General features: G+C 72.6%; 15 protein-coding genes and 1 pseudogene. 11 read left to right on the top strand and 5 right to left on the bottom strand.

What is annotated here, in order from left to right:
- Positions 1-292: 292 nt before the first annotated feature.
- A complete protein-coding gene (locus GT030_RS23440; RefSeq protein WP_161202784.1) occupies positions 293-790 on the bottom strand; it encodes a GNAT family N-acetyltransferase in 498 nt (165 codons plus the stop codon).
- Positions 791-858: 68 nt separating this feature from the next.
- Between GT030_RS23440 and GT030_RS23435 the strand changes: the two genes are divergently transcribed.
- The gene (locus GT030_RS23435; protein ID WP_161202783.1) at positions 859-1662 is read left to right on the top strand and encodes an exodeoxyribonuclease III; all 804 of its coding nucleotides are present in this window, start codon (positions 859-861) and stop codon (positions 1660-1662) included.
- 9 nt (positions 1663-1671) lie between these two features.
- Here GT030_RS23435 and GT030_RS23430 read toward each other — a convergent pair whose 3' ends face one another.
- Positions 1672-2292 carry a MerR family transcriptional regulator gene (locus GT030_RS23430; protein ID WP_161202787.1) on the bottom strand — a complete coding sequence of 207 codons (621 nt, stop codon included), beginning with the start codon at positions 2290-2292 and terminating at the stop codon, positions 1672-1674.
- Positions 2293-2476: 184 nt separating this feature from the next.
- On the opposite strand from GT030_RS23430, the gene GT030_RS23425 reads away from it, so the two are divergent.
- The 4 genes from GT030_RS23425 to GT030_RS23410 all read left to right on the top strand — a co-directional run bounded on the left by GT030_RS23425 (position 2477) and on the right by GT030_RS23410 (position 6076).
- Positions 2477-3997, top strand: a complete 1521-nt coding sequence (locus GT030_RS23425; RefSeq protein ID WP_161202786.1) for an NAD(P)/FAD-dependent oxidoreductase — start codon at positions 2477-2479, stop codon at positions 3995-3997.
- On the top strand, positions 3994-4881 hold the full coding sequence (locus GT030_RS23420; RefSeq protein ID WP_161202782.1) for an alpha/beta hydrolase: 888 nt from the start codon (positions 3994-3996) through the stop codon (positions 4879-4881). Before GT030_RS23425 ends, GT030_RS23420 begins: the two co-directional genes overlap by 4 nt.
- Positions 4878-5762, top strand: a complete 885-nt coding sequence (locus GT030_RS23415) for an SDR family oxidoreductase (protein WP_161202781.1) — start codon at positions 4878-4880, stop codon at positions 5760-5762. Before GT030_RS23420 ends, GT030_RS23415 begins: the two co-directional genes overlap by 4 nt.
- 86 nt (positions 5763-5848) lie before the next feature.
- Entirely contained in the window at positions 5849-6076 is a 228-nt protein-coding gene (locus GT030_RS23410) for a hypothetical protein (protein ID WP_161202780.1), read from the top strand.
- Between the two features lie 68 nt (positions 6077-6144).
- Here GT030_RS23410 and helR read toward each other — a convergent pair whose 3' ends face one another.
- Positions 6145-8316 (bottom strand): RNA polymerase recycling motor ATPase HelR, encoded by a 2172-nt coding sequence (gene helR, locus GT030_RS23405; RefSeq protein ID WP_161202785.1) that lies wholly within the window; start codon positions 8314-8316, stop codon positions 6145-6147.
- Positions 8317-8449: 133 nt separating this feature from the next.
- Positions 8450-11722, bottom strand: coding sequence for a S41 family peptidase (locus GT030_RS23400; RefSeq protein WP_161202779.1), 3273 nt, complete (start codon positions 11720-11722; stop codon positions 8450-8452).
- Between the two features lie 183 nt (positions 11723-11905).
- Between GT030_RS23400 and GT030_RS23395 the strand changes: the two genes are divergently transcribed.
- The 6 genes and pseudogenes from GT030_RS23395 (at position 11906) to GT030_RS23370 (ending at position 18613) form a co-directional block, all read left to right on the top strand.
- The gene (locus GT030_RS23395) at positions 11906-12505 is read left to right on the top strand and encodes a TetR/AcrR family transcriptional regulator (RefSeq protein ID WP_161202778.1); all 600 of its coding nucleotides are present in this window, start codon (positions 11906-11908) and stop codon (positions 12503-12505) included.
- Between the two features lie 106 nt (positions 12506-12611).
- On the top strand, positions 12612-14816 hold the full coding sequence (locus tag GT030_RS23390) for an MMPL family transporter (RefSeq protein ID WP_161202777.1): 2205 nt from the start codon (positions 12612-12614) through the stop codon (positions 14814-14816).
- Positions 14817-15008: 192 nt separating this feature from the next.
- The gene (locus GT030_RS23385; RefSeq protein WP_161202776.1) at positions 15009-15854 is read left to right on the top strand and encodes an EamA family transporter; all 846 of its coding nucleotides are present in this window, start codon (positions 15009-15011) and stop codon (positions 15852-15854) included.
- 119 nt (positions 15855-15973) lie between these two features.
- Positions 15974-17080 carry an NAD(P)/FAD-dependent oxidoreductase gene (locus tag GT030_RS23380; RefSeq protein ID WP_161202775.1) on the top strand — a complete coding sequence of 369 codons (1107 nt, stop codon included), beginning with the start codon at positions 15974-15976 and terminating at the stop codon, positions 17078-17080.
- A 101-nt stretch (positions 17081-17181) separates the two neighbouring features.
- Positions 17182-18093 (top strand): annotated as a pseudogene (locus GT030_RS23375) (NAD(P)-dependent oxidoreductase); the annotation flags it as partial.
- Between the two features lie 244 nt (positions 18094-18337).
- Positions 18338-18613, top strand: a complete 276-nt coding sequence (locus tag GT030_RS23370; RefSeq protein WP_135791818.1) for a DUF1876 domain-containing protein — start codon at positions 18338-18340, stop codon at positions 18611-18613.
- Positions 18614-18619: 6 nt separating this feature from the next.
- On the opposite strand, the gene GT030_RS23365 is transcribed toward GT030_RS23370, so the two are convergent.
- The coding region (locus GT030_RS23365) for a serine hydrolase domain-containing protein (RefSeq protein WP_161202773.1) at positions 18620-19132 on the bottom strand (513 nt) is incomplete at its 5' end.

Below are 19132 nucleotides of genomic sequence, written 5' to 3'. Positions count from 1 at the left end.
CGGCCGGCAGCAGGACGGTGGCAGTGAGAGAGGCGGCGACGAAACCGGCGCGGAGGGCGGAGTTGCGTCGGAAACCGAGCGAAGGCATGAAGGACTCCAGAAAATACGAAAGAACCCGGATGATGAGGAGGGGGAGTCGCATCCGCTTGCACTGTCAGGTGGGGCCGAAAGGCGCGGCAGCTACTGAGCTGATCGTATGTTCCGACTTTCGGCGGAGTGATCGCCGTCACGTCACAGGCGCGTCACAGGGGCAGCAGTGGCCTGTGCTGCGGCAACAGGCCACTGAGCCGGGTCAGTTCGTGCCGCGCGGCACCCGGAGCGGCTTCGCGTAGCAAAGGCTGTTCTCGTGGTGGCGGTAGTAGCCGAACTTGGTGCACGGGGTGTAGCCGCTGGAGGTGTAGAGGGCGATGGCCTCGGGCTGCTCGGTGCCGGTTTCCAGGACCATGCGGGTGCGGCCGGCCTCGCGGGCGTCCGCCTCCAGTTCGGCGAGGATGCGGCGGGCCAGGCCGTGGCCGCGCATCTGCTCGATGACGAACATGCGCTTCAACTCCGCGTCGCCGTCCTGGTTGCCCTCCCCGTTCAGGTCCTGGCTGCGCCAGCCGCCGGTGGCGACCGGGCGGTCCTCGGCGTCATACGCGATCAGGTACACGCCTCTGGGCGGGTCGAAGTCGGCCGGGTCGAGCGACGTGGCGTCGCCGCCGTCGCCGTAGCGCACGTGGTACTCGGCCTGGACCTCGTCATTGAGCTTCACGGCGTCGGGGTGGTCGAAGCGAACGCGGCGGATAATCATGCTGGGCATCGTACTTCTATGCGGCGAGTGGGCATCGGTCTCCACCAGTGTGCCGGTATCGTGCCCTGGTGCTGACTGTGACCTCGGTGAACGTGAACGGACTGCGGGCCGCCGCCAAGAAGGGCTTCGTGGAGTGGCTGGAGCAGACTGCCGCGGACGTGGTCTGCCTGCAGGAGGTGCGCGCCGAGCCGCAGCAACTCCCGGAGCACGTACGGCAGCCCGACGGCTGGCACGTGGTGCACGCGCCCGCCGCCGCCAAGGGCCGCGCGGGCGTCTCCCTCTACACGCGTCGTGAGCCCGACCGCGTCCGGGTCGGCTTCGGCTCGGCGGAGTTCGACGGCTCCGGCCGCTATGTCGAGGCCGACCTCCCCGGTGTGACCATCGCCTCGCTGTACCTGCCCTCCGGCGAGGTCGGCACCGAGCGGCAGGACGAGAAGGTCCGCTTCATGGGCGAGTTCTCCGCCCACCTCAAGGAGCTGCGCGAGCGGGCCGCCGCCGACGGCCGCGAGGTCCTGGTCTGCGGCGACTGGAACATCGCCCACCAGCAGGCCGACCTCAAGAACTGGCGGGGCAACGTCAAGAACTCCGGCTTCCTGCCCGAGGAGCGGGAGTGGCTGAGCCGGGTGCTCGGCCCCGGGGACGGCGGGTACGTGGACGTCGTCCGCGCCCTGCACCCCGGGACCGAGGGCCCCTACAGCTGGTGGTCCTACCGGGGCCGCGCCTTCGACAACGACTCCGGCTGGCGCATCGACTACCACATGGCCACCCCCGGCCTGGCCGCGAAGGCGGTCAAGGGCTGGGTCGAGCGCGCCGCCACCCACACCGAGCGCTGGTCCGACCACGCGCCGGTCACCGTGGTGTACGAGCGCTAGGGCCAGGTCCTAGGCCTGCTTGCTCAGTCGCCGGTCCATGGCCAGTGACAGCTCCGCCTCCACCACGCTGCGGGCCAGCGGGCGCAGGCGCTGCAGGGAGTCCTCCGGGGCGTGGCGGCCGATCACCTCGGCGAAGAGGGCCGCGAGGGCGTCGGCGTGCTCGCGGACCCGGGCCGCGGCCGTCAGGACCTCGGCCAGCGGGATGCCCTCGCGGACCAGTGCCGCGGAGACGTCCAGCAGGCGTCGGCTGATGTGCACGATCTCGTCGCCGTCGGTGCCGACGTAGCCCAGAGTCATCGCGGCCGCCAGGTTCTCCGGGGTGACCTCGCCCTCGAAGCGGGCCGCCAGCTCCTCCGGGGTCAGCCTGACCGGCTCCTCCTCGGTGGGCGGGGCGACGCCCAGCAGGTCGGCCACGTCCCGGCCGTTGTCCAGCGCCTCGGCCAGCTCGGCTATCCCGTTCAGCGTGTGCCCGCGCTCCAGCAGCGCCGCGATGGTGCGCAGCCTGGCCAGATGATGGTCGTCGTACCAGGCGATACGGCCCTCGCGGCGGGGCGGCGGGATCAGTCTGCGCTCGCGGTAGAACCGCAGGGTGCGCACGGTGATCCCGGCGAGGCGCGCCAGCTCCTCCATGCGGTACTCGCGCCCGCCGGCCTGCCCGCCGCTGTGTCCGCCGTCTTCTGCCACGTCCGCAGCCTATGGCGTACCGACGGTAACTTTCCTTTCCGCGCCCCCTACCGCTCAGTACGGAGCTGCTCTACAGTCCCATTGCGCCAGTGTTCACTGGCACAGTCCGAGGATGCGTGGAGGCGTCGGGATGGCCGAGCACGAGCATGTACGGGTGGCGGTGATCGGGTCCGGGTTCGGCGGGCTGGGGGCCGCCGTGCGGCTGCGCCGGGAGGGGATCACCGACTTCGTCGTCCTGGAGCGGGCCGGCAGCGTCGGCGGGACCTGGCGGGACAACAGCTATCCGGGCTGTGCCTGCGACGTGCCGTCGCACCTGTACTCCTTCTCCTTCGCCCCCAACCCCGACTGGCCGCGCACCTTCTCCGGGCAGGAGCACATCCGTGCCTACCTGGAGCGCGTCGCCGACGACTTCGGGCTTCGCCCGCACCTGCGCTTCGACTCCGAGGTCAAGCTGATGACCTGGGACGAGGACGAGCTGCGCTGGCACATCGAGACCGCGAGCGGCTCGCTCACCGCCGACGTGGTGGTCTCCGCCACCGGCCCGCTGTCCGACCCGAAGATCCCCGACATACCGGGGCTGGACTCCTTCCCCGGCCGGGTGTTCCACTCCGCCCGCTGGGACCACGACTTCGATCTGCGCGGCAAGCGCGTCGCCATGGTCGGCACCGGCGCCTCCGCGATCCAGATCGTCCCCTCGATCCAGCCCGAGGTCGGCAGGCTCACCGTCTTCCAGCGCACCCCGCCCTGGGTGATGCCCCGCATGGACCGGGCCATCGGCACCGCCGAGCGCAGGCTGCACCAGGCGCTGCCCTTCACCGCACGGCTGCGGCGCGGGCTGCTGTGGGGCATCCGGGAACTCCAGGTGCAGGCGTTCACCAAGCACCCGGACGAACTCGGCCTGGTCGAGCAGCTCGCCAAGCGCAACATGTCCCGCGCCATCAAGGACCCGGCCCTGCGCGCCAAGCTCACCCCCGACTACCGCATCGGCTGCAAGCGCATCCTGCTGTCCAGCACGTACTACCCGGCGCTCGCCCAGCCCAACGTGGACGTGGTGGCCGGCGGGGTCACCGAGATCCGGGGCTCGACCGTGGTCGCCGCCGACGGCACCGAGGCCGAGGTCGACGCGATCGTCTTCGGCACCGGCTTCCACGTCACCGACATGCCCATCGCCGAGCGCGTGGTCGGTGTCGGGGGCGTCACGCTCGCCGAGGCGTGGAAGGGCGGCATGGAGGCGCTGCGCGGCGGTTCGGCGGCCGGGTTCCCGAACTGGCTGAGCGTGATCGGGCCCAACACTGGCCTGGGCAACTCCTCGATGATCCTGATGATCGAGTCCCAGCTCAACTACCTGGCCGACTACATGCGCCAGCTCGGCACCCTCGGCGGCCGCACCGCGCTGGACGCCCGCCCGGCCGCCGTCGACCGCTGGAACCGCCGGGTGCAGGAGCGGATGAAACGCACCGTCTGGAACACCGGCGGCTGCACGAGCTGGTACCTGGACGCGGGCGGCCGCAACACCACCGTCTGGCCCGGCACCACCAGCGAGTTCCGCCAGGCCACCCGCCGCGTGGACCTCACCGAGTACGAGGTGCTGCGCAGGCCCGCGCCCGAGACCACGAAGCCGGCCGCCGTCCCGAGCGAGGCCACCGCATGAGCCGCACCCTGGAGGTCACCTCCACCAACGGCGCCCGCCTGCACGTGGAGGTGCACGGCCCCGAGGACGCGCCCCCGGTCGTGCTCTCCCACGGCTGGACCTGCTCCACCGCCTTCTGGGCCGCGCAGACCGAGGAGCTGGCCCGCGACCACCGGGTCATCACCTACGACCAGCGCGGCCACGGCCTCAGCCCGTACAGCCCGGTGTGCTCCACCGACGCGCTCGCGGACGACCTGGAAGCGGTGCTCGCGGCCACCCTCGCGCCCGGTGAACGCGCCCTGATCGTCGGCCACTCCATGGGCGGCATGACGATCATGTCCGCCTCGGCCCGCCCGCGCTTCCGGCAGCACGCGGCCGCCGCGCTGCTGTGCAGCACCGGCAGCGGACGGCTCACCGCCGAGGCGCGCGTGGTGCCGCTGCGCGCCGGGCGCGTCCGCACCTGGCTCACCGGACGCATCCTCGGCTCGTCCCTGCCGCTCGGCCCGGTCACGCCACTGGCCAAGAAGGTCCTCAAGTACGCGACCATGGGTGCCGGTTCGGCCCCGCACCTGGTCGACACCTGCGCCCGGATCGTGCACGCCTGCCCGCGCACCGCCCGGCACGCCTGGGGCGGGGTGCTGGACCGGCTCGATCTCGACCACGGAGTGCGGCAGTTGACCGTGCCCACCGCCGTGCTGCACGGCACCGCCGACCGGCTCACCCCCTCGTCGCACGCCCGCGCACTCGTCGCCGAGCTGCCCAACTGTGCCGGGTTCACCGAGCTGTTCGGCATCGGGCACATGACCCCGGTGGAGGCACCGGAAGCGGTGACCGGCCGGATACGGGAACTCGTCACCATGTACGTCACGGGGAGCATCCCCGCCACCTTGGAGGAGGGCGCATGAGCAAGGTCGGTCTGGAAGGACAGGTGGCCGTCGTCACCGGTGCGGCACGCGGCGTCGGCGAGCTGCTGGCCCGCAAACTCTCCGCGCGCGGCGCCAAGGTGGCCCTCGTCGGCCTGGAGGAGGACGAGCTGAAGGCCGTCTCCGAGCGGCTGTACGGCGAGAGCGCCCACTGGTACGCCGATGTCACCGACCACGAGGCGATGGGCCGGGTCGCCGCCGAGGTGAAGGAGCGGTTCGGCAAGGTCGACATCGTGGTGGCCAACGCCGGTGTGGCGACCGGCGGTCCGTTCGCCGACTCCGATCCGGTGGCCTGGTGGCGGGTGATCGAGGTCAACCTCATCGGCTCGGCCGTCACCGCCCGCGCCTTCCTGCCGGTGCTCACCGAGAGCCGCGGCTACCTGCTCCAGATCGCCTCCCTCGCCGCGATGACCCCGGCGCCGATGATGACGGCGTACTGCGCCTCCAAGTCGGGCGTGGAGGCGTACGCGCACAGCCTGCGCGGCGAAGTCGGCTACCTGGGCGTGCGGGTGGGCGTCGCCTACCTGTCCTGGACCGACACCGACATGGTGCGCGGGGCCGACCAGGACGACGTGATGCGGGAGTTGCGGCAGCGGCTGCCCTGGCCGTCGAACAAGACCTACCCGCTCGGCCCGGCCGTCGACCGGCTGGTGGACGGCATCGAGCGCCGGTCGCCCCACGTGTACGGACAGTGGTGGCTGCGCGGGATGCAGGGCCTGCGCGGCTACCTCCCGGCACTCATCGGCACCGTCGGCCAGCGGGAGATGCGCAGGTACGCCGACCGGCTGACCGGGATGCGGTCGGGCCTGGTGGGCGCGGGCGGCGCGGCCGACGAGGCGGCCCGCGCTACGCAGCGTAAGTGATCGACATGCGGAGGGTGTTCGCCCGTGTGAATCTGGTCGAGGCTCCACCGGGGCCGAAACCGTTCTCACCAGGAGTGTGAACCCACATGGGTATGAAGGACCAGTTCCAGGAGAAGTCCCGCAAGATGCAGGACCAGGCCAAGGAGAAGGCCGGCCAGGCCAAGGAGAAGGCCGGCCAGGCGCGCGAGAAGGCCGGCCAGCGCGGCCCGCAGGGGCGCGACCACCAGGAGCGCGCCCACCAGCCCCAGCGTGACCGCGCCGAGGGCGGCATGCGGGACATGGAGGACCGCTTCGACCCGGACCACACCGCCTGACGCGGCAGATCCGGCGAAAGCCACGGCGGGGCGCCCGGCACGTCCGGGCGCCCCGCCCCGGCGCGTGACTAGGTACCGCTCAGCACGACCAGCCGCTGGGTGGCGCGGGTCATCGCCACATAGCGGTCCACCGCGCCCTCGATACCCTCGCCGAAGGCGTCCGGCTCCACCAGCACGACCAGGTCGAACTCCAGCCCCTTCGCCAGCTCCGGGGTGAGCGACCGGACGCGGGGGCGCTCCTTGAACGCGGGAGCGCCGATGACGCAGGCGGTGCCCTCCGCGTTCTCGGCCAGCCACTCGTGCAGCACCGCGTCCAGGCCGGACACCGGGCCGTAGGTGACCGGGATGCCGGCCGCGCGTACCGAGGTGGGCACGTTGGCGTCCGGGATGGCGGCCCGGATCACCGGCTCGGCCTCCGCCATCACCTCTTCGGGGGTGCGGTAGTTGATGCTCAGCGAGGCCACCTCGACCCGGCCGAGGCCGGCCCGCGCGAGCCGCTCCCGCCACGACTCGGTGAAGCCGTGCCGGGCCTGGGCGCGGTCGCCCACGATGGTGAAGCTCCGGGACGGGCAGCGCAGGAGCAGCATCTGCCACTCCGCGTCGGTCAGCTCCTGGGCCTCGTCCACCACGATGTGCGCGAACGGCCCGGCCAGCGCGTCCGCCTCGATGGCGGGCAGCGCGCCCTCGTCGACCAGGCTGTCCCTGAGGTCCTGCCCGTGCAGCATCGTCACCGCGCCCTCGCCGTCCGGGTCGGCCGCGATCACGCTGTCGATGACGGCGGCCATCCGCTCCCGTTCGACGGCGACCGTGGCGGCCTGGCGGCGCTTCTTCCGCGAGGTCTCCGGGTCCCCGAGCCGCTGCCGGGCCGCGTCCAGCAGGGGCAGGTCGGACACCGTCCACGCCTGCGGGTCGGCGCGGCGCAGCAGGCGTACCTCGTCGGGGGTGAGCCAGGGGGCGCACATCCGCAGGTACGCCGGCACGGTCCACAGGTCACCGACCAGGTCGGCCGCCTCCAGCAGGGGCCAGGCGCGGCGGAGGGTGCCGGTCAGCTCGCCGTCGGAGGCCAGGGCCCGGCGGAACAGCTGCTGCGGGACCTCCTTGTCGAGCTGGTCGTGGAGGATCGTGACGAGCGCCTCCCAGATCAGGTCGCGGGCCTCGTTGTGCGGGACGCCCGCCTCCGCCGCCTCGAACGCCTCGGCCCAGTCGGCGGCGGTCAGGTGCAGCTCGGCCCAGGGGGTGCTGACGGTCAGGGGGTCGGTGGGCGGGGTCTCGTAGAAGCGCACCGCCTTCTCGATGCCCTTCACCAGGTCGGCGGAGGACTTCAGCCGGGCCACCTCCGGGTCCGCCTCGATGCCCGCCGTCGCGCCCTCGGCGACCAGGTCCCGCACGGTGCAGGTCTGGACCCCCTCCTCGCCCAGGCTCGGCAGTACGTCGGCGACGTAGTTCAGGTAGGGCTGGTGCGGGCCGACGAACAGCACGCCGCCCCGGCGGTGTCCGAGACGCGGGTCGGAGTGGAGCAGGTAGGCGGAGCGGTGCAGGGCGACGACGGTCTTGCCGGTGCCGGGGCCGCCGTCCACCACCAGGGCGCCGCGCGAGGAGGCGCGGATGATGGCGTCCTGGTCGGCCTGGATGGTGGCGAGCACGTCCCGCATCCGCTCCGAGCGGTTGGTGCCGAGGGTGGCGATGAACGCGGACTGGTCGTCCAGCGCCGCGTGATGCTCCAGACCTTCGGCGGTGAACACCTCGTCCCAGTAGTCGCTGATCCGGCCGCGCGTCCAGCGGTAGCGGCGGCGGCGGAGAAGGCCCATCGGGTGGGCGTGGGTCGCGGCGAAGAACGGTTCGGCGGCGGGGGAGCGCCAGTCGATCAGCAGCCGGCGGCCGGTGCTGTCGGTGAGGCCGAGCCGGCCGATGTAGACCGGCTCGGGGTCGCCGTCGTGCACGATGTGGCCCAGGCAGAGGTCGAGGCCGAAGCGGCGCAGGGCGCGCAGCCGGGCCGTCAGCCGGTGGATCTCCAGGTCTCGCTCCAGCACCTCCCGGCCGACCCCGCCGGGCGCCCGGCGCAGGGCGTCCAGGCTCGCGGACAGCTCGGCGACGGTCTGCTCCAGGCCGGTGGCGATGTCCGCGAAGTGCCGCTCGTCCGCGGCGATCAGTGCCGGGTCGGCCTTGGCGGCGAGCCGGTCGGGGAGGTCGAACGCGCGGGACTCCGGCGCGGGCTCACGCTCGGACAGCAGCGCACACATGTAGTGGATCACTCATTTCCGCAGGTTCTGGGCTCGGCGAGCGATTCTGCGGCATGAGGGGGGCCTTGCCGCAAGGCCCCCCTTGCGCTATAGGTTGTCAGTGGCGGGAGGTCCCGCCCTCTTTTTTGCCCTCTCACGCCTCTTCGCGCGGCGGCAGCTTCGGCCGCGAGCGGTCCGGCACGTCGCTGTAGTCGGGCGGCACCGCGGCCGGGGTCGTCTCCAGCATGTCCAGCGCGAGCCTCACCGCGTCGTCGAGCTGCGCGTAGCGGCCCTCGGCCCAGTCCAGTGGGGTGCGCAGCGCCTCCAGGTCGGGGGCGACGCCCCGGTTCTCCACGGACCAGCCGTACTCTTCGAACCAGGCCGCGTTCATCGGCACCGTGATCACCGTGCCGTCCCCCAGCCGGTGCCGGCCGGTCATGCCGACGACCCCGCCCCAGGTGCGCTGCCCGACCACCGGGCCGAGCCCCAGCAGCTTGATCGCGGCGGTGATCATGTCGCCGTCGGAGGACGTCGCCTCGTCCGCCAGCGCCACCACCGGCCCGCGCGGCGCGTTGGAGGCGTACGACACCGGCTGGGCGTCACGGGTGAGGTCCCAGCCGAGGATTTTCCGGGTCAGCTTCTCCATCACCAGCTCGCTGATGTTCCCGCCCGCGTTGCCGCGCACGTCCACGATCAGCGCGGGCCGGGAGACCTCCAGGCGCAGATCCCGGTTGAACTGGGCCCAGCCGGAGCCGCCCATGTCGGGGATGTGCAGGTAGCCGCACTTGCCGCCGCTCAGCTCCCGTACCACCTCGCGGCGTTTGGCCACCCAGTCCTGGTAGCGCAGCGACCGGTCGTCGAGCAGCGGGACCACGGCCACCCGGCGGGCGGGGCCCGGCTCGCCCGGCGGCGGGGTGAAGGTGAGGTCGACGGTGGTGCCGCCGGAGCCCGCGAGCAGCGGGTACGGCCCGGTCACCGGGTCCACCGGGCGCCCGTTGACATGGGTCAGCACCGAACCCGCACGGATGCCGGTGCCGGCCAGCGGGGAGCGGGCGCGGGAGTCGGAGGAGTCGCCGTCCAGGATGCGGGCGACCAGCCAGGCACCGTCCCGGCAGACGAAGTTGACGCCGAGGAGGCCCTGCCGGCGCTGGTAGTGCGGCGGGCCCTCGTTGCGCCGGGCCGGGGTGACGTAGGCGTGCGACGTGCCCAGTTCGCCGAGGACCTCGCGCATCAGGTCGGCGAACTCGTCGGGGGAGGTGACCCGTTCGACCAGTGGGCGGTACTGCTCCAGGATCGCCGTCCAGTCGATCCCGCACATGCCGGGGTCCCAGAAGTAGGCCCGGGTGATCCGGCCGCCCTCGGCGTAGGCGCCGCGCCACTCGGCGGCGGGGTCCACCTCGTGCAGGATGCGCCGCAGGTCTATCCACACCGTGGTGTCACTGTCGCCGGGCTCGGTGGCGGGCACCGCACGCAGGTCGCCCTCGTCCACCACGACCAGCCGGGTCCCGTCGCCGCTCACCTCGAACCAGTCCAGATGGCCGACCAGTTCGGACTTCTTCGCCTTGCTGAGGTTGAAGTGCTCCAGCGTGGGCCGCCCGCTGATGTCGGCGGGGTTGACGAAGGTCTCGCCCAGCGCGCCGGAGATCGGCCAGCGCAGCCAGACCAGCCCGCCGCCCGCGACCGGGCGCAGCGCCGAGTACTTGGAGGACATCACCGGGAACGGCGTGACCCGGTTCTCCAGCCCCTCCACCTCCACGGTCACCGTGCCGCCCTCGCCGGACCCGGTCTCCAGCGGATCGAGCCCGCCCGCCGCCGGACGGCCCTCGGGGTTGAGCGCGAACGGGGAGGGCGTGGCCGAGTTCAGCGGGACCAGGTAGGGGCGGCAGCCGAGCGGGAAGGACAGGTCGCCGGTGTGCACGTCGTACACCGGGTCGAAGCCGCGCCAGGAGAGGAAGGCGAGGTAGCGGCCGTCGCTGGTGAAGACCGGGTTCTCGTCCTCGAAGCGGCCGTTGGTGACGTCCACGATCAGGCGGTCCTTGATCCGGGCGAGCTTGATCTGGCGCAGGGAGCGGCCGATGCCGGGGTGGGACCAGGTGAGCCTGGCGCCGTCGGGGGAGAAGGCGAGGTCGCGGACGGGGCCGTTGTCGGAGCGGATCAGCTCGGTGACGGTGCCGGGTTCCCGCCCCTCGGTGCTCTCGGCGTCCTCCGCCACGTCGATCAGCAGCAGCCTGCCGTCGTGCGAGGCGACCGCCAGCCGTTCGCCCTCCGGGTCGGAGACCAGCTCCAGCACCCGGCCGAGCCGGCCCTCGCCGAGCAGCCGGGGCTCGCGGCCGCCGCTGGCGCGGGGGAGCTGGGCGACGGCCACCGCGTCGTCGCCCTCGGCGTCGGTGACGTAGGCGAGCTGGCCGGTCGAGCCGAGCATCTCCGGCAGCCGGACCCGGACGCCGGGGGTGTCGGCGATGGTGCGGGCCGGGCCGTCGCGGTGGGTGAGCCAGTAGAGGCTGCCCCGGACGGTGACCGCGCTGGCCCGGCCGGTCTCGTCCACCGAGAGGCCGTCCACGTTGTGCGCGGCGGGCACCTGGTAGGGACGGCGGCCGGGGGCGGCGCCGCCCAGGTCGATGTCCAGCCTGCGCGGGGTGCCGGTGGGGGAGAGGTCGTCCACGATCCAGATGTCACCGGCGCACTGGTACACCACCCGCTCGCCGTCGGTCGCGGCGTGCCGGGCGTAGAAGGCGTCGTGGTCGGTGTGACGGCGCAGGCCGGTGCCGTCCGGGGCGACGGAGTACAGGTTGCCGATGCCCTCGTGGTCGGAGAGGAAGACGATGCGGCCGGCGACGAACATCGGGGAGGAGAGCTGGCCGTCGATGTCCTCCAGCAGCCGCTGCCCCTGGAGCCACAGCCGTCCCATGGCGCCGCCGCGGTACCGCTTCCAGGACGCCGGTTCGTGCGGGGGCGTACCGGTGAGGAGGAGGGTCTGGTGCTCGCCCGCGGTGTCCGCGACCTGGATGTCACCGACCGGGCCCCAGGGCAGTCGTCCGCCGGGACTGCCGTTGGTGCCGACCTTGTAGGCCCAGGTGAAGTAGGAGAAGGGCTGGCCGTGCGAGGCGACGGCCAGGATGTCGCTCCTGCCGTGCTGGTCGGGGGGCGTCCAGCCGCACACCTGGGTGTCGGCGCTGCCCCAGTACGTCAACTGCCGTGCCGGGCCGCCGGCCACGTCCACCAGGTGGATCTCGGGCACCAGGCTGCGCCAGCTCGTGAAGGCGATCTGCTTGCCGTCGGGCGAGAAGCGGGGGTGTCCGGCCTTGGCGCGGTCCGCGGTGAGCCGCCAGGGGCGGCCCGGTTCGTCGAGCGGCGCCAGCCAGAGGTCGTCCTCGGCCACGAAGCACAGCAGATCGTCACTGATGTGGGGAAGCCGCAGATAGCTCACTCATCCATGCTTTTCCGGCGCGAGAGGCACAGCAACTCGTGCGGACCCGTGCCCCGTGACGCAGGCCACGCCCCGCACCCGTACGAAACGGTTTCGTTTCGCAGGCGGCCGGGGTACCTTCGTCCTGTACGGAGTCCCGTACGCGAGCCATGTCGTCCGGATGAGCGGGAGAAGGTGAGGCGCATGACCGACGCCGCCACCGCGCGTCGCAGCAGACTCACGCCCGAGCGGGCGGCCGAGCTGTACGAGGCGGTCCTCGACCTGCTCCGCGAGGTCGGCTACGACGCCCTCACCATGGACGCCGTCGCCGCCCGCACCCGCTCCAGCAAGGCCACCCTCTACCGCCAGTGGGGCGGCAAGGCCGAACTGGTCGCCCGCGCGATCCGGCACAGCAAGCCCGGCCGGATCTCCGACGTGGACACCGGCTCTCTGCGCGGGGACTTCCTGGCACTCGTGCACCGCGAGGACGACTGCGCCATGGAGCAGAACACCGCCCTCATGCGGGGCCTGGCCATGGCCACGCACACCAACCCGGACCTGCTGCAGGCGTTCCGGGAGCAGGTCATCGAGCCCGAGATCACCGAGCTGCGCCGGATGCTCTCGCGTGCCGTGGACCGGGGCGAAGTGGCCCCGGCCAACCCGGCGCTGCCCTTCGTGGTGCACATGATGATCGGCGCGTTCGCCACCCGGGCGCTCATCGACGAGCGGCCACCCACCCAGGACTTCCTCAGCTCCTACATCGACGCCGTGATCCTCCCCGCTCTCGGCGTCCCCACCACCTGACCGACCCCCTCCCCAGCAAGCCCACCTCCTGACGTCACCGCTCACGTCGCCGGGCTGACCTTTCCTGCCCAGATGCCTTTCACGACCTGACCGGGAGTACGCCCTCGTGGCCACGTACCTGTACAAACTCGGCCGATTCGCCTTCCGGCGACGGCACTTCGTCGCCCTGTTGTGGGTCGCGCTGCTCACCCTCGCCGGGGTGGGCGCCGCCTCCGCGCCACCCGCGGGGAACTCGTCCTTCTCCATCCCGGGCACCGAGGCGCAGCGCGCCTTCGACCTGTTGGAGCAGCGCTTTCCCGGCATGAGCGCCGACGGCGCCACCGCCCGCGTCGTCTTCAAGGCGCCCGAGGGCCAGAAGATGACCGATGCCGGCAACAAGGCGGCGGTGGAGAAGACGGTCAAGGAGCTGGGCTCCGGCTCCGAGGTCGCCTCCGTCGCCGACCCGTACACCGGCAAGGCGGTCAGCCGGGACGGCACGATCGCCTACGCCTCGGTGAAGTACAAGGTCTCCGGGATGGAGCTGGAGGACTCCTCCCGTGACGCCCTCAAGGAGAGCGCCGGGCACGCGCGGGACGCCGGGCTGACCGTCGAGATCGGCGGCGACGCGCTCACCACCGCACCCGAGACCGGGTCCAGCGAGGTCATCGGCATCGCCATCGCCGCCGTCGTCCTCGTCATCACCTTCGGCTCGCTCATCGCGGCCGGCCTGCCGCTGCTCACCGCGATCATCGGTGTCGGCATCGGCGTCTCCACGATCACCGCGCTGGCCACCCCGCTCGACCTGGGCTCCACCACCTCCACCCTGGCCACGATGATCGGCCTCGCGGTCGGCATCGACTACGCCCTCTTCATCGTCTCCCGCTACCGCGCCGAACTGGCCGAGGGCCGCGACCGCGAGGAGGCCGCGGGCCGCGCCGTCGGTACGGCGGGCTCGGCGGTGGTCTTCGCGGGCCTCACCGTCGTCATCGCGCTGGTCGGGCTCTCCGTCGTCAACATCCCGATGCTGACCAAGATGGGCGTGGCCGCCGCGGGCACGGTCGCCATCGCGGTGCTGATCGCGCTCACCATGATCCCGGCGCTGCTCGGGTACGCGGGCCGTACGGTCAAGCCGGCCGGCGAGAAGAGCAAGCTGCTCGGCGGGGGACGCGCGGCCAAGAAGGCCGGCCGTCCCAACATGGGCACCCGGTGGGCTAGCTTCGTGGTCCGGCGCCCGCTCACCGTGCTGCTGCTCGGTGTGGTCGGCCTCGGCGCCGCCGCCGTCCCGGCCGCCTCGCTCGAACTGGGCCTCCCCGACGACGGCTCCCAGCCCGTCTCCACCACCCAGCGCCGCGCCTACGACCTGCTCTCCGACGGCTTCGGCCCCGGCTTCAACGGTCCGCTGATGGTCGTCGTCGACGCCAAGGGCAGCGCCGACAAGAAGGCCGCGTTCGCCAAGGTCGGCGACGAGATCAAGGGCCTGAAGGACGTCGTCACCGTCACCCCGCCGGCGCCCAACAAGGCGGGCGACACCGCGATCATCACCGTCGTGCCGAAGTCCCAGCCGTCCTCGGCCACCACCGAGGACCTGGTGCACGCGATCCGGGGCAAGAGCGCGTCGATCGCCTCCGCGACGGACGCGAAGCTGCTGGTCACCGGCGCGACGGCGATGAACATCGACGTGTCGCAGAAGCTGAACGACGCGCTGCTGCCGTACCTCGCGCTGGTCGTCGGCCTCGCCTTCCTGCTGCTGATCGTGGTGTTCCGCTCGATCCTGGTCCCGCTGAAGGCTGCCCTCGGCTTCCTGCTCAGCGTGCTGGCCGCCCTCGGCGCGGTCGTCGCGGTCTTCCAGTGGGGCTGGCTGTCCGGCCTGATGAACGTCGAGCAGACCGGGCCGGTCATGTCGATGATGCCGATCTTCATGGTCGGCGTGGTCTTCGGCCTCGCCATGGACTACGAGGTGTTCCTCGTGACCCGGATGCGTGAGGCGTACGTCCACGGGGAGAACCCGGGCCAGGCGGTCGTCACCGGCTTCCGCTACAGCGCCCGTGTCGTCACCGCCGCCGCCGTCATCATGATCGCCGTCTTCTCCGGCTTCATCGGCTCCAGCGAGGCGATGATCAAGATGATCGGCTTCGGCCTGGCCATCGCCGTCTTCTTCGACGCCTTCATCGTCCGCATGGCCATCGTCCCGGCCGTTCTGGCCCTCCTCGGCCGCCGCGCCTGGTGGCTCCCGGCCTGGCTGGACCGCGCGCTGCCCAACGTGGACGTCGAGGGCGAGGGACTCCGCACGGACCCCGACCCGGACGGGGACCGGGAACTGGTCAGCGCCTGACAGTGTTGACGACGGACGGCCGGTGGGGCGGGTGCCTCACCGGCCGTCCGTCGTCATGCCGCCGGGTTCGCCGGGGAAGTGACGGCGGACCCCCGCGATCCAGGCTTGCGGGGCGGCCCCGGCCGAACCCCTTGTACAGGCCACACAGTGATCGGTTAGCGTGCCGGGTATGACGACGACTGGTCCTGACCGGTGACGCCGCTCGTCACCGCCGCCGTACTGCTCGCCGCGTTCACCCACGCCGGGTGGAACGCCATCGCCCACCGGATCAGCGACAAGCTGACCGGGTTCACGCTGATCGCCGGGGGCGGACTGGTCGTCGGGCTGGTGATGGCGCTGTTCGCGCCCTGGCCGGCCGGACCCGCGTGGCCGTATCTGCTCGTCTCCGCCGGGGTGCACGTCGCGTACTACGCGCTGCTCATGACCTCCTTCCGGCTCGGGGACTTCGGGCAGGCGTACCCGATCGCGCGCGGTACCGCGCCGCTGGTCGTGACCGTGCTGGCCGCCGTGTTCGCGCACGAGGTGCCCGGCGGATGGGCGGCCGCCGGGGTCGCGGTGTCCTGTGTCGGGCTGACCGGCGTGAGCCTGTGGGGGCTGCGGGGGCGGCGGCCGGACTGGAAGGCCATCGGCGCGGCCGTCGCCACCGGGCTCACCATCGCCGTGTACACCGTCCTCGACGGCATCGGCGTACGGCACGCGGAGACCCCCCTCGGCTACATCGCCTGGCTGATGGCCGCCCAGGGGATCTTCATCCCCGCGTACATGTACCACCGGGTGCGCGGTGACATGGTCCGCCTGCTCAAGCCGTACGCCACGCTCGGCCTCCTCGGCGCGGTCCTCTCCGTCGCCGCCTACGCCCTCGTCCTGTGGGCCCAGACCCGCGCCCCCCTCGCCCCCGTCGCCGCCCTCCGCGAATCCTCGATCATCGTCGGCGCGGCCATCGGCGCCCTCTTCTTCAAGGAACGCTTCGGCGCTCCGCGCATCGCGGCGGCGGGTCTGCTGGTGGTGGGGATCGGGCTGATGCTGCACGCGGGATGAGTCTGTCGGCCCGCCGTCGGGGCTGTCGGACCGGTGTCGGTCGCGTGTCGGGGCGGGTTGGGACGTTGGGGGTGCTCGTCGGGTGGCCGCCCGGCGGGGACCGTCAGCGAGGAGCAGGCATGTCCACTCACGTCACGATCATCGGTGCGGGTCTCGGGGGGCTGACGCTGGCCCGGGTGCTGCATGTGCACGGGATGGCGTCCACGGTGTACGAGGCGGAGGCTTCCCCGGCCGCCCGTACCCAGGGCGGGATGCTCGACATCCATGACTACAACGGGCAACTGGCCGTCGAGGCGGCCGACCTGACGGACGAGTTCCGGGGCATCGTGCTGGAGGGCCGGCAGGCGATGCGGTTCATCGACCGGGACGGCACCGTGCTGCTCGACAAGGCCGACGACGGCACCGGCGGGCGTCCCGAGGTGCAGCGCGGTGAGCTGCGGCGCATCCTGCTGGACGCGCTGCCCGAGGGCACCGTCCGCTGGGGGCACAAGGTCAGCGGCACCCGGACCCTGGCCGACGGGCGCCACGAGGTGACGTTCGCCGACGGCACCTCCCTCACCGCCGACCTCCTCGTCGGCGCGGACGGCGCCTGGTCGCGGGTCCGGCCGCTGCTCTCCGACGCGGCACCGGAGTACGCGGGGGAGGCGTTCGTCGAGACCTACCTCTACGACGTGGAGACCCGGCACCCCGCCGTCGCCAAGATGGTCGGCGGCGGATCGTTCGCCGTGTTCGAGCGGGACTGGGAGGCCCAGTCGATCACCGCGCACCGGGAGAGCGGCGAGACCGTCCACACCTACGCCGCGCTCACCCGCCCGCTGGAGTGGTTCGACGGCGTCGACTTCACCGACGCCGCGGCGGCCACCGCCCGGATCGCGGCGGAGTACGCGGGCTGGGCGCCGGAGTACACCGCGCTCCTCACCGACGCCGACACCCCGCCCGTCCTGCGCCCCCACTTCACCCTGCCTCCCGGCCACCGCTGGGAGCGCGTGCCCGGTGTCACCCTGGTCGGCGACGCCGCACACCTCTCCGTCCCGAACGGCGAGGGCGCCAACCTCGCCATGCTGGACGGGGCCGAACTCGGAGAGGCGCTCGCCGCGCACCCCGGCGACACGGAGGCCGCGCTCGCCGCGTACGAGCGGGTGCTGTTCCCGCGCATCGTCGAGGAGTCCGCCGAAGCCGCCCGCAAGCCGACCGCGCGGGAAGTCGTCGAATTCTTCAACCGGTAGGAGCGCGACCGGCTGTGCCACGGTGGGCCGGACCGGGTCTGCGGGCAGGATGGGGGCGAGGGGCATGATCGACAGTCCCTCGTGGGACCGCACCCCGTGAGAAGGAGAGCCACCGTATGACCGCCACCGACCGGCCGACCGTCGCCGTGCTGGGCACCGGCATCATGGGCGCCGCCATGGCCCGCAACCTCGCCGCCGCCGGGCTCCCCGTACGCGCCTGGAACCGCACCCGCGCCAAGGCCGAGCCGCTCGCGGAGGACGGCGTCCGCGTCACCGGCACGGCCGCCGAGGCGGTCGAGGGCGCGGACGTGGTGCTGACCATGCTGTACGACGGGGACACCGTGCTGGAGGTGATGCGCGAGGCGGCGCCCGCGCTGCGCCCCGGCATCCTGTGGGTGCAGAGCACCACCGCCGGTACGGAACTCACCGGCCGCCTCGCCGCGTTCGCCCGCGAGCACGGGCTGGAGTTCTACGACGCGCCCGTGCTCGGCACCCGCAAGCCCGCCGAGGACGGTCAGCTCACCGTGCTGGCCGCCGGGCCCGAGGCGGGGCGGGCCACCCTCGCGCCGGTCCTCGACGCGGTCGGCTCCCGTACGGTGTGGACCGGCGAGGACGGGGCGGAGGGCAGCGCGAGCAGGCTCAAGCTGGTCGCCAACAACTGGGTGCTCGCGGTCACCGCGGCCACGGGAGAGGTGCTGGCGCTCGCGCAGGCGCTCGGCGTCGACCCGCGCTCGTTCTTCGACCTCATCGAGGGCGGCCCGCTGGACATGGGCTACCTCCGCGCCAAGGCCGCCCTGATCCTGGACGGCAAGCTCACCCCGGCCTCCTTCGCCGTCACCACCGCCGAGAAGGACGCCCGCCTCATCACCTCCGCCGCGGACCGGGGCGGCGTCCGCCTCGACCTCGCCGAAGCCACCGCCAACCGCTTCGCCCGCGCGGCCGCCCAGGGGCATGGGGACGAGGACATGGCGGCGGCGTACTTCGCGAGCTTCGAGGAGAAGACGGCCGAGTGAGCCTCCGGCGGCCGGCGGGGGTTCCGAATGCCGCTGACACGCCGGTGCCGGGGCCCGGACGGGGCTTTCGGTGACCCGGATGTGATGCGGTACCGCCTCCGGTGACGCAATCCCCCGGCGCGACCGCCGCCGGGGGGCTCCCGGCGCCAGCCAAGGCCCTGCCGGGAACACGCCGACGTGAAGTTCGCCGGAGGCGGGCGCACCCTTGAAGCAGGGGGCACGGTGGTTTTCGGAGGTGGTTGGGATGACGCACAACGCCGTGGGTTGGCACATCGAGCTGGAGTTCGAGGAGGACGACCAGCACACGCGCGCGGTGGCGCTGGTACGGCTGGCGGACGGCAGTGAGGTGCGGGCGAACGGGCACGCCACCCGGCACCGGGTCGACTCCAACCAGCCGCGGGTCGGCGAGGAGATCGCCGGTGCCCGCGCCCTGAACGAACTGGCAATGAACCTGCTGACCAAGGCACACGAGGAGATCGACGCGGACTCCGGGCGCGTCTCGCATCCCATCCACGTCTGACCGGGCTCAGCCCAGCGCACTCCGTACCGCCCGCACCAGTGCCTGGGCCCTCGGGTCCGCCGTCACTCCGCCCTGGAAGCCATTGGTGACGTAGCCGAAGGAGACGCCGGAGGCGGGGTCGGCGAAGGCGAGGGCGCCGCCCCGGCCGGGGTGGCCGAAGGCGGTGGGGGAGAGGAGGGGGGACGCGGGGCCGTGGAGCATGAAGCCGAGGCCGAACCGGGTGCCGACCACGAGCACCCGGTCCGGTCCCGCGGACGCCTCGGCGCGGGCCAGTTCCGTTGTCTCCGGGGTGAACAGCCGCGTTCCGCCGTCCACTTCACCGATGAGGGACGCGTACACGCGGGCCAGCCCGTCCGCCGTGGCGATGCCGTTGGAGGCGGGGAGGGCGGCCGAGCGGTAGGCGGTGGCGTTCTCGTCCGGCAGCGGGGTGATCGCGGCGAAGGCGCGCCGGGTCAGGGACGTGGGGTCGGCGTAGGCGTCGGCGACGGCCCGCTGGGGGCGTACCTTCAGCGCACCCGG

Source organism: Streptomyces sp. SID1328 (assembly GCF_009865595.1).
Classification (GTDB): Bacteria; Actinomycetota; Actinomycetes; order Streptomycetales; family Streptomycetaceae; genus Streptomyces; species Streptomyces griseoluteus.
The sequence above is the reverse complement of the archived record's forward strand: the minus strand, read 5'-3'. Positions and strand labels throughout refer to the sequence as shown.

What these genes read in the sequence shown, in the direction of transcription:
- GT030_RS23415 (WP_161202781.1), top strand. Translation starts at nt 4,878, where the DNA reads ATGAGCAAGGTCGGTCTGGAAGGACAGGTGGCCGTCGTCACCGGTGCG.
- GT030_RS23410 (WP_161202780.1), top strand. Translation starts at nt 5,849, where the DNA reads ATGGGTATGAAGGACCAGTTCCAGGAGAAGTCCCGCAAGATGCAGGAC.
- GT030_RS23430 (WP_161202787.1), bottom strand. Translation starts at nt 2,292, where the DNA reads ATGGAGGAGCTGGCGCGCCTCGCCGGGATCACCGTGCGCACCCTGCGG.
- helR (WP_161202785.1), bottom strand. Translation starts at nt 8,316, where the DNA reads ATGTGTGCGCTGCTGTCCGAGCGTGAGCCCGCGCCGGAGTCCCGCGCG.
- GT030_RS23440 (WP_161202784.1), bottom strand. Translation starts at nt 790, where the DNA reads ATGATTATCCGCCGCGTTCGCTTCGACCACCCCGACGCCGTGAAGCTC.
- GT030_RS23370 (WP_135791818.1), top strand. Translation starts at nt 18,338, where the DNA reads ATGACGCACAACGCCGTGGGTTGGCACATCGAGCTGGAGTTCGAGGAG.
- GT030_RS23420 (WP_161202782.1), top strand. Translation starts at nt 3,994, where the DNA reads ATGAGCCGCACCCTGGAGGTCACCTCCACCAACGGCGCCCGCCTGCAC.
- GT030_RS23380 (WP_161202775.1), top strand. Translation starts at nt 15,974, where the DNA reads ATGTCCACTCACGTCACGATCATCGGTGCGGGTCTCGGGGGGCTGACG.
- GT030_RS23425 (WP_161202786.1), top strand. Translation starts at nt 2,477, where the DNA reads ATGGCCGAGCACGAGCATGTACGGGTGGCGGTGATCGGGTCCGGGTTC.
- GT030_RS23395 (WP_161202778.1), top strand. Translation starts at nt 11,906, where the DNA reads ATGACCGACGCCGCCACCGCGCGTCGCAGCAGACTCACGCCCGAGCGG.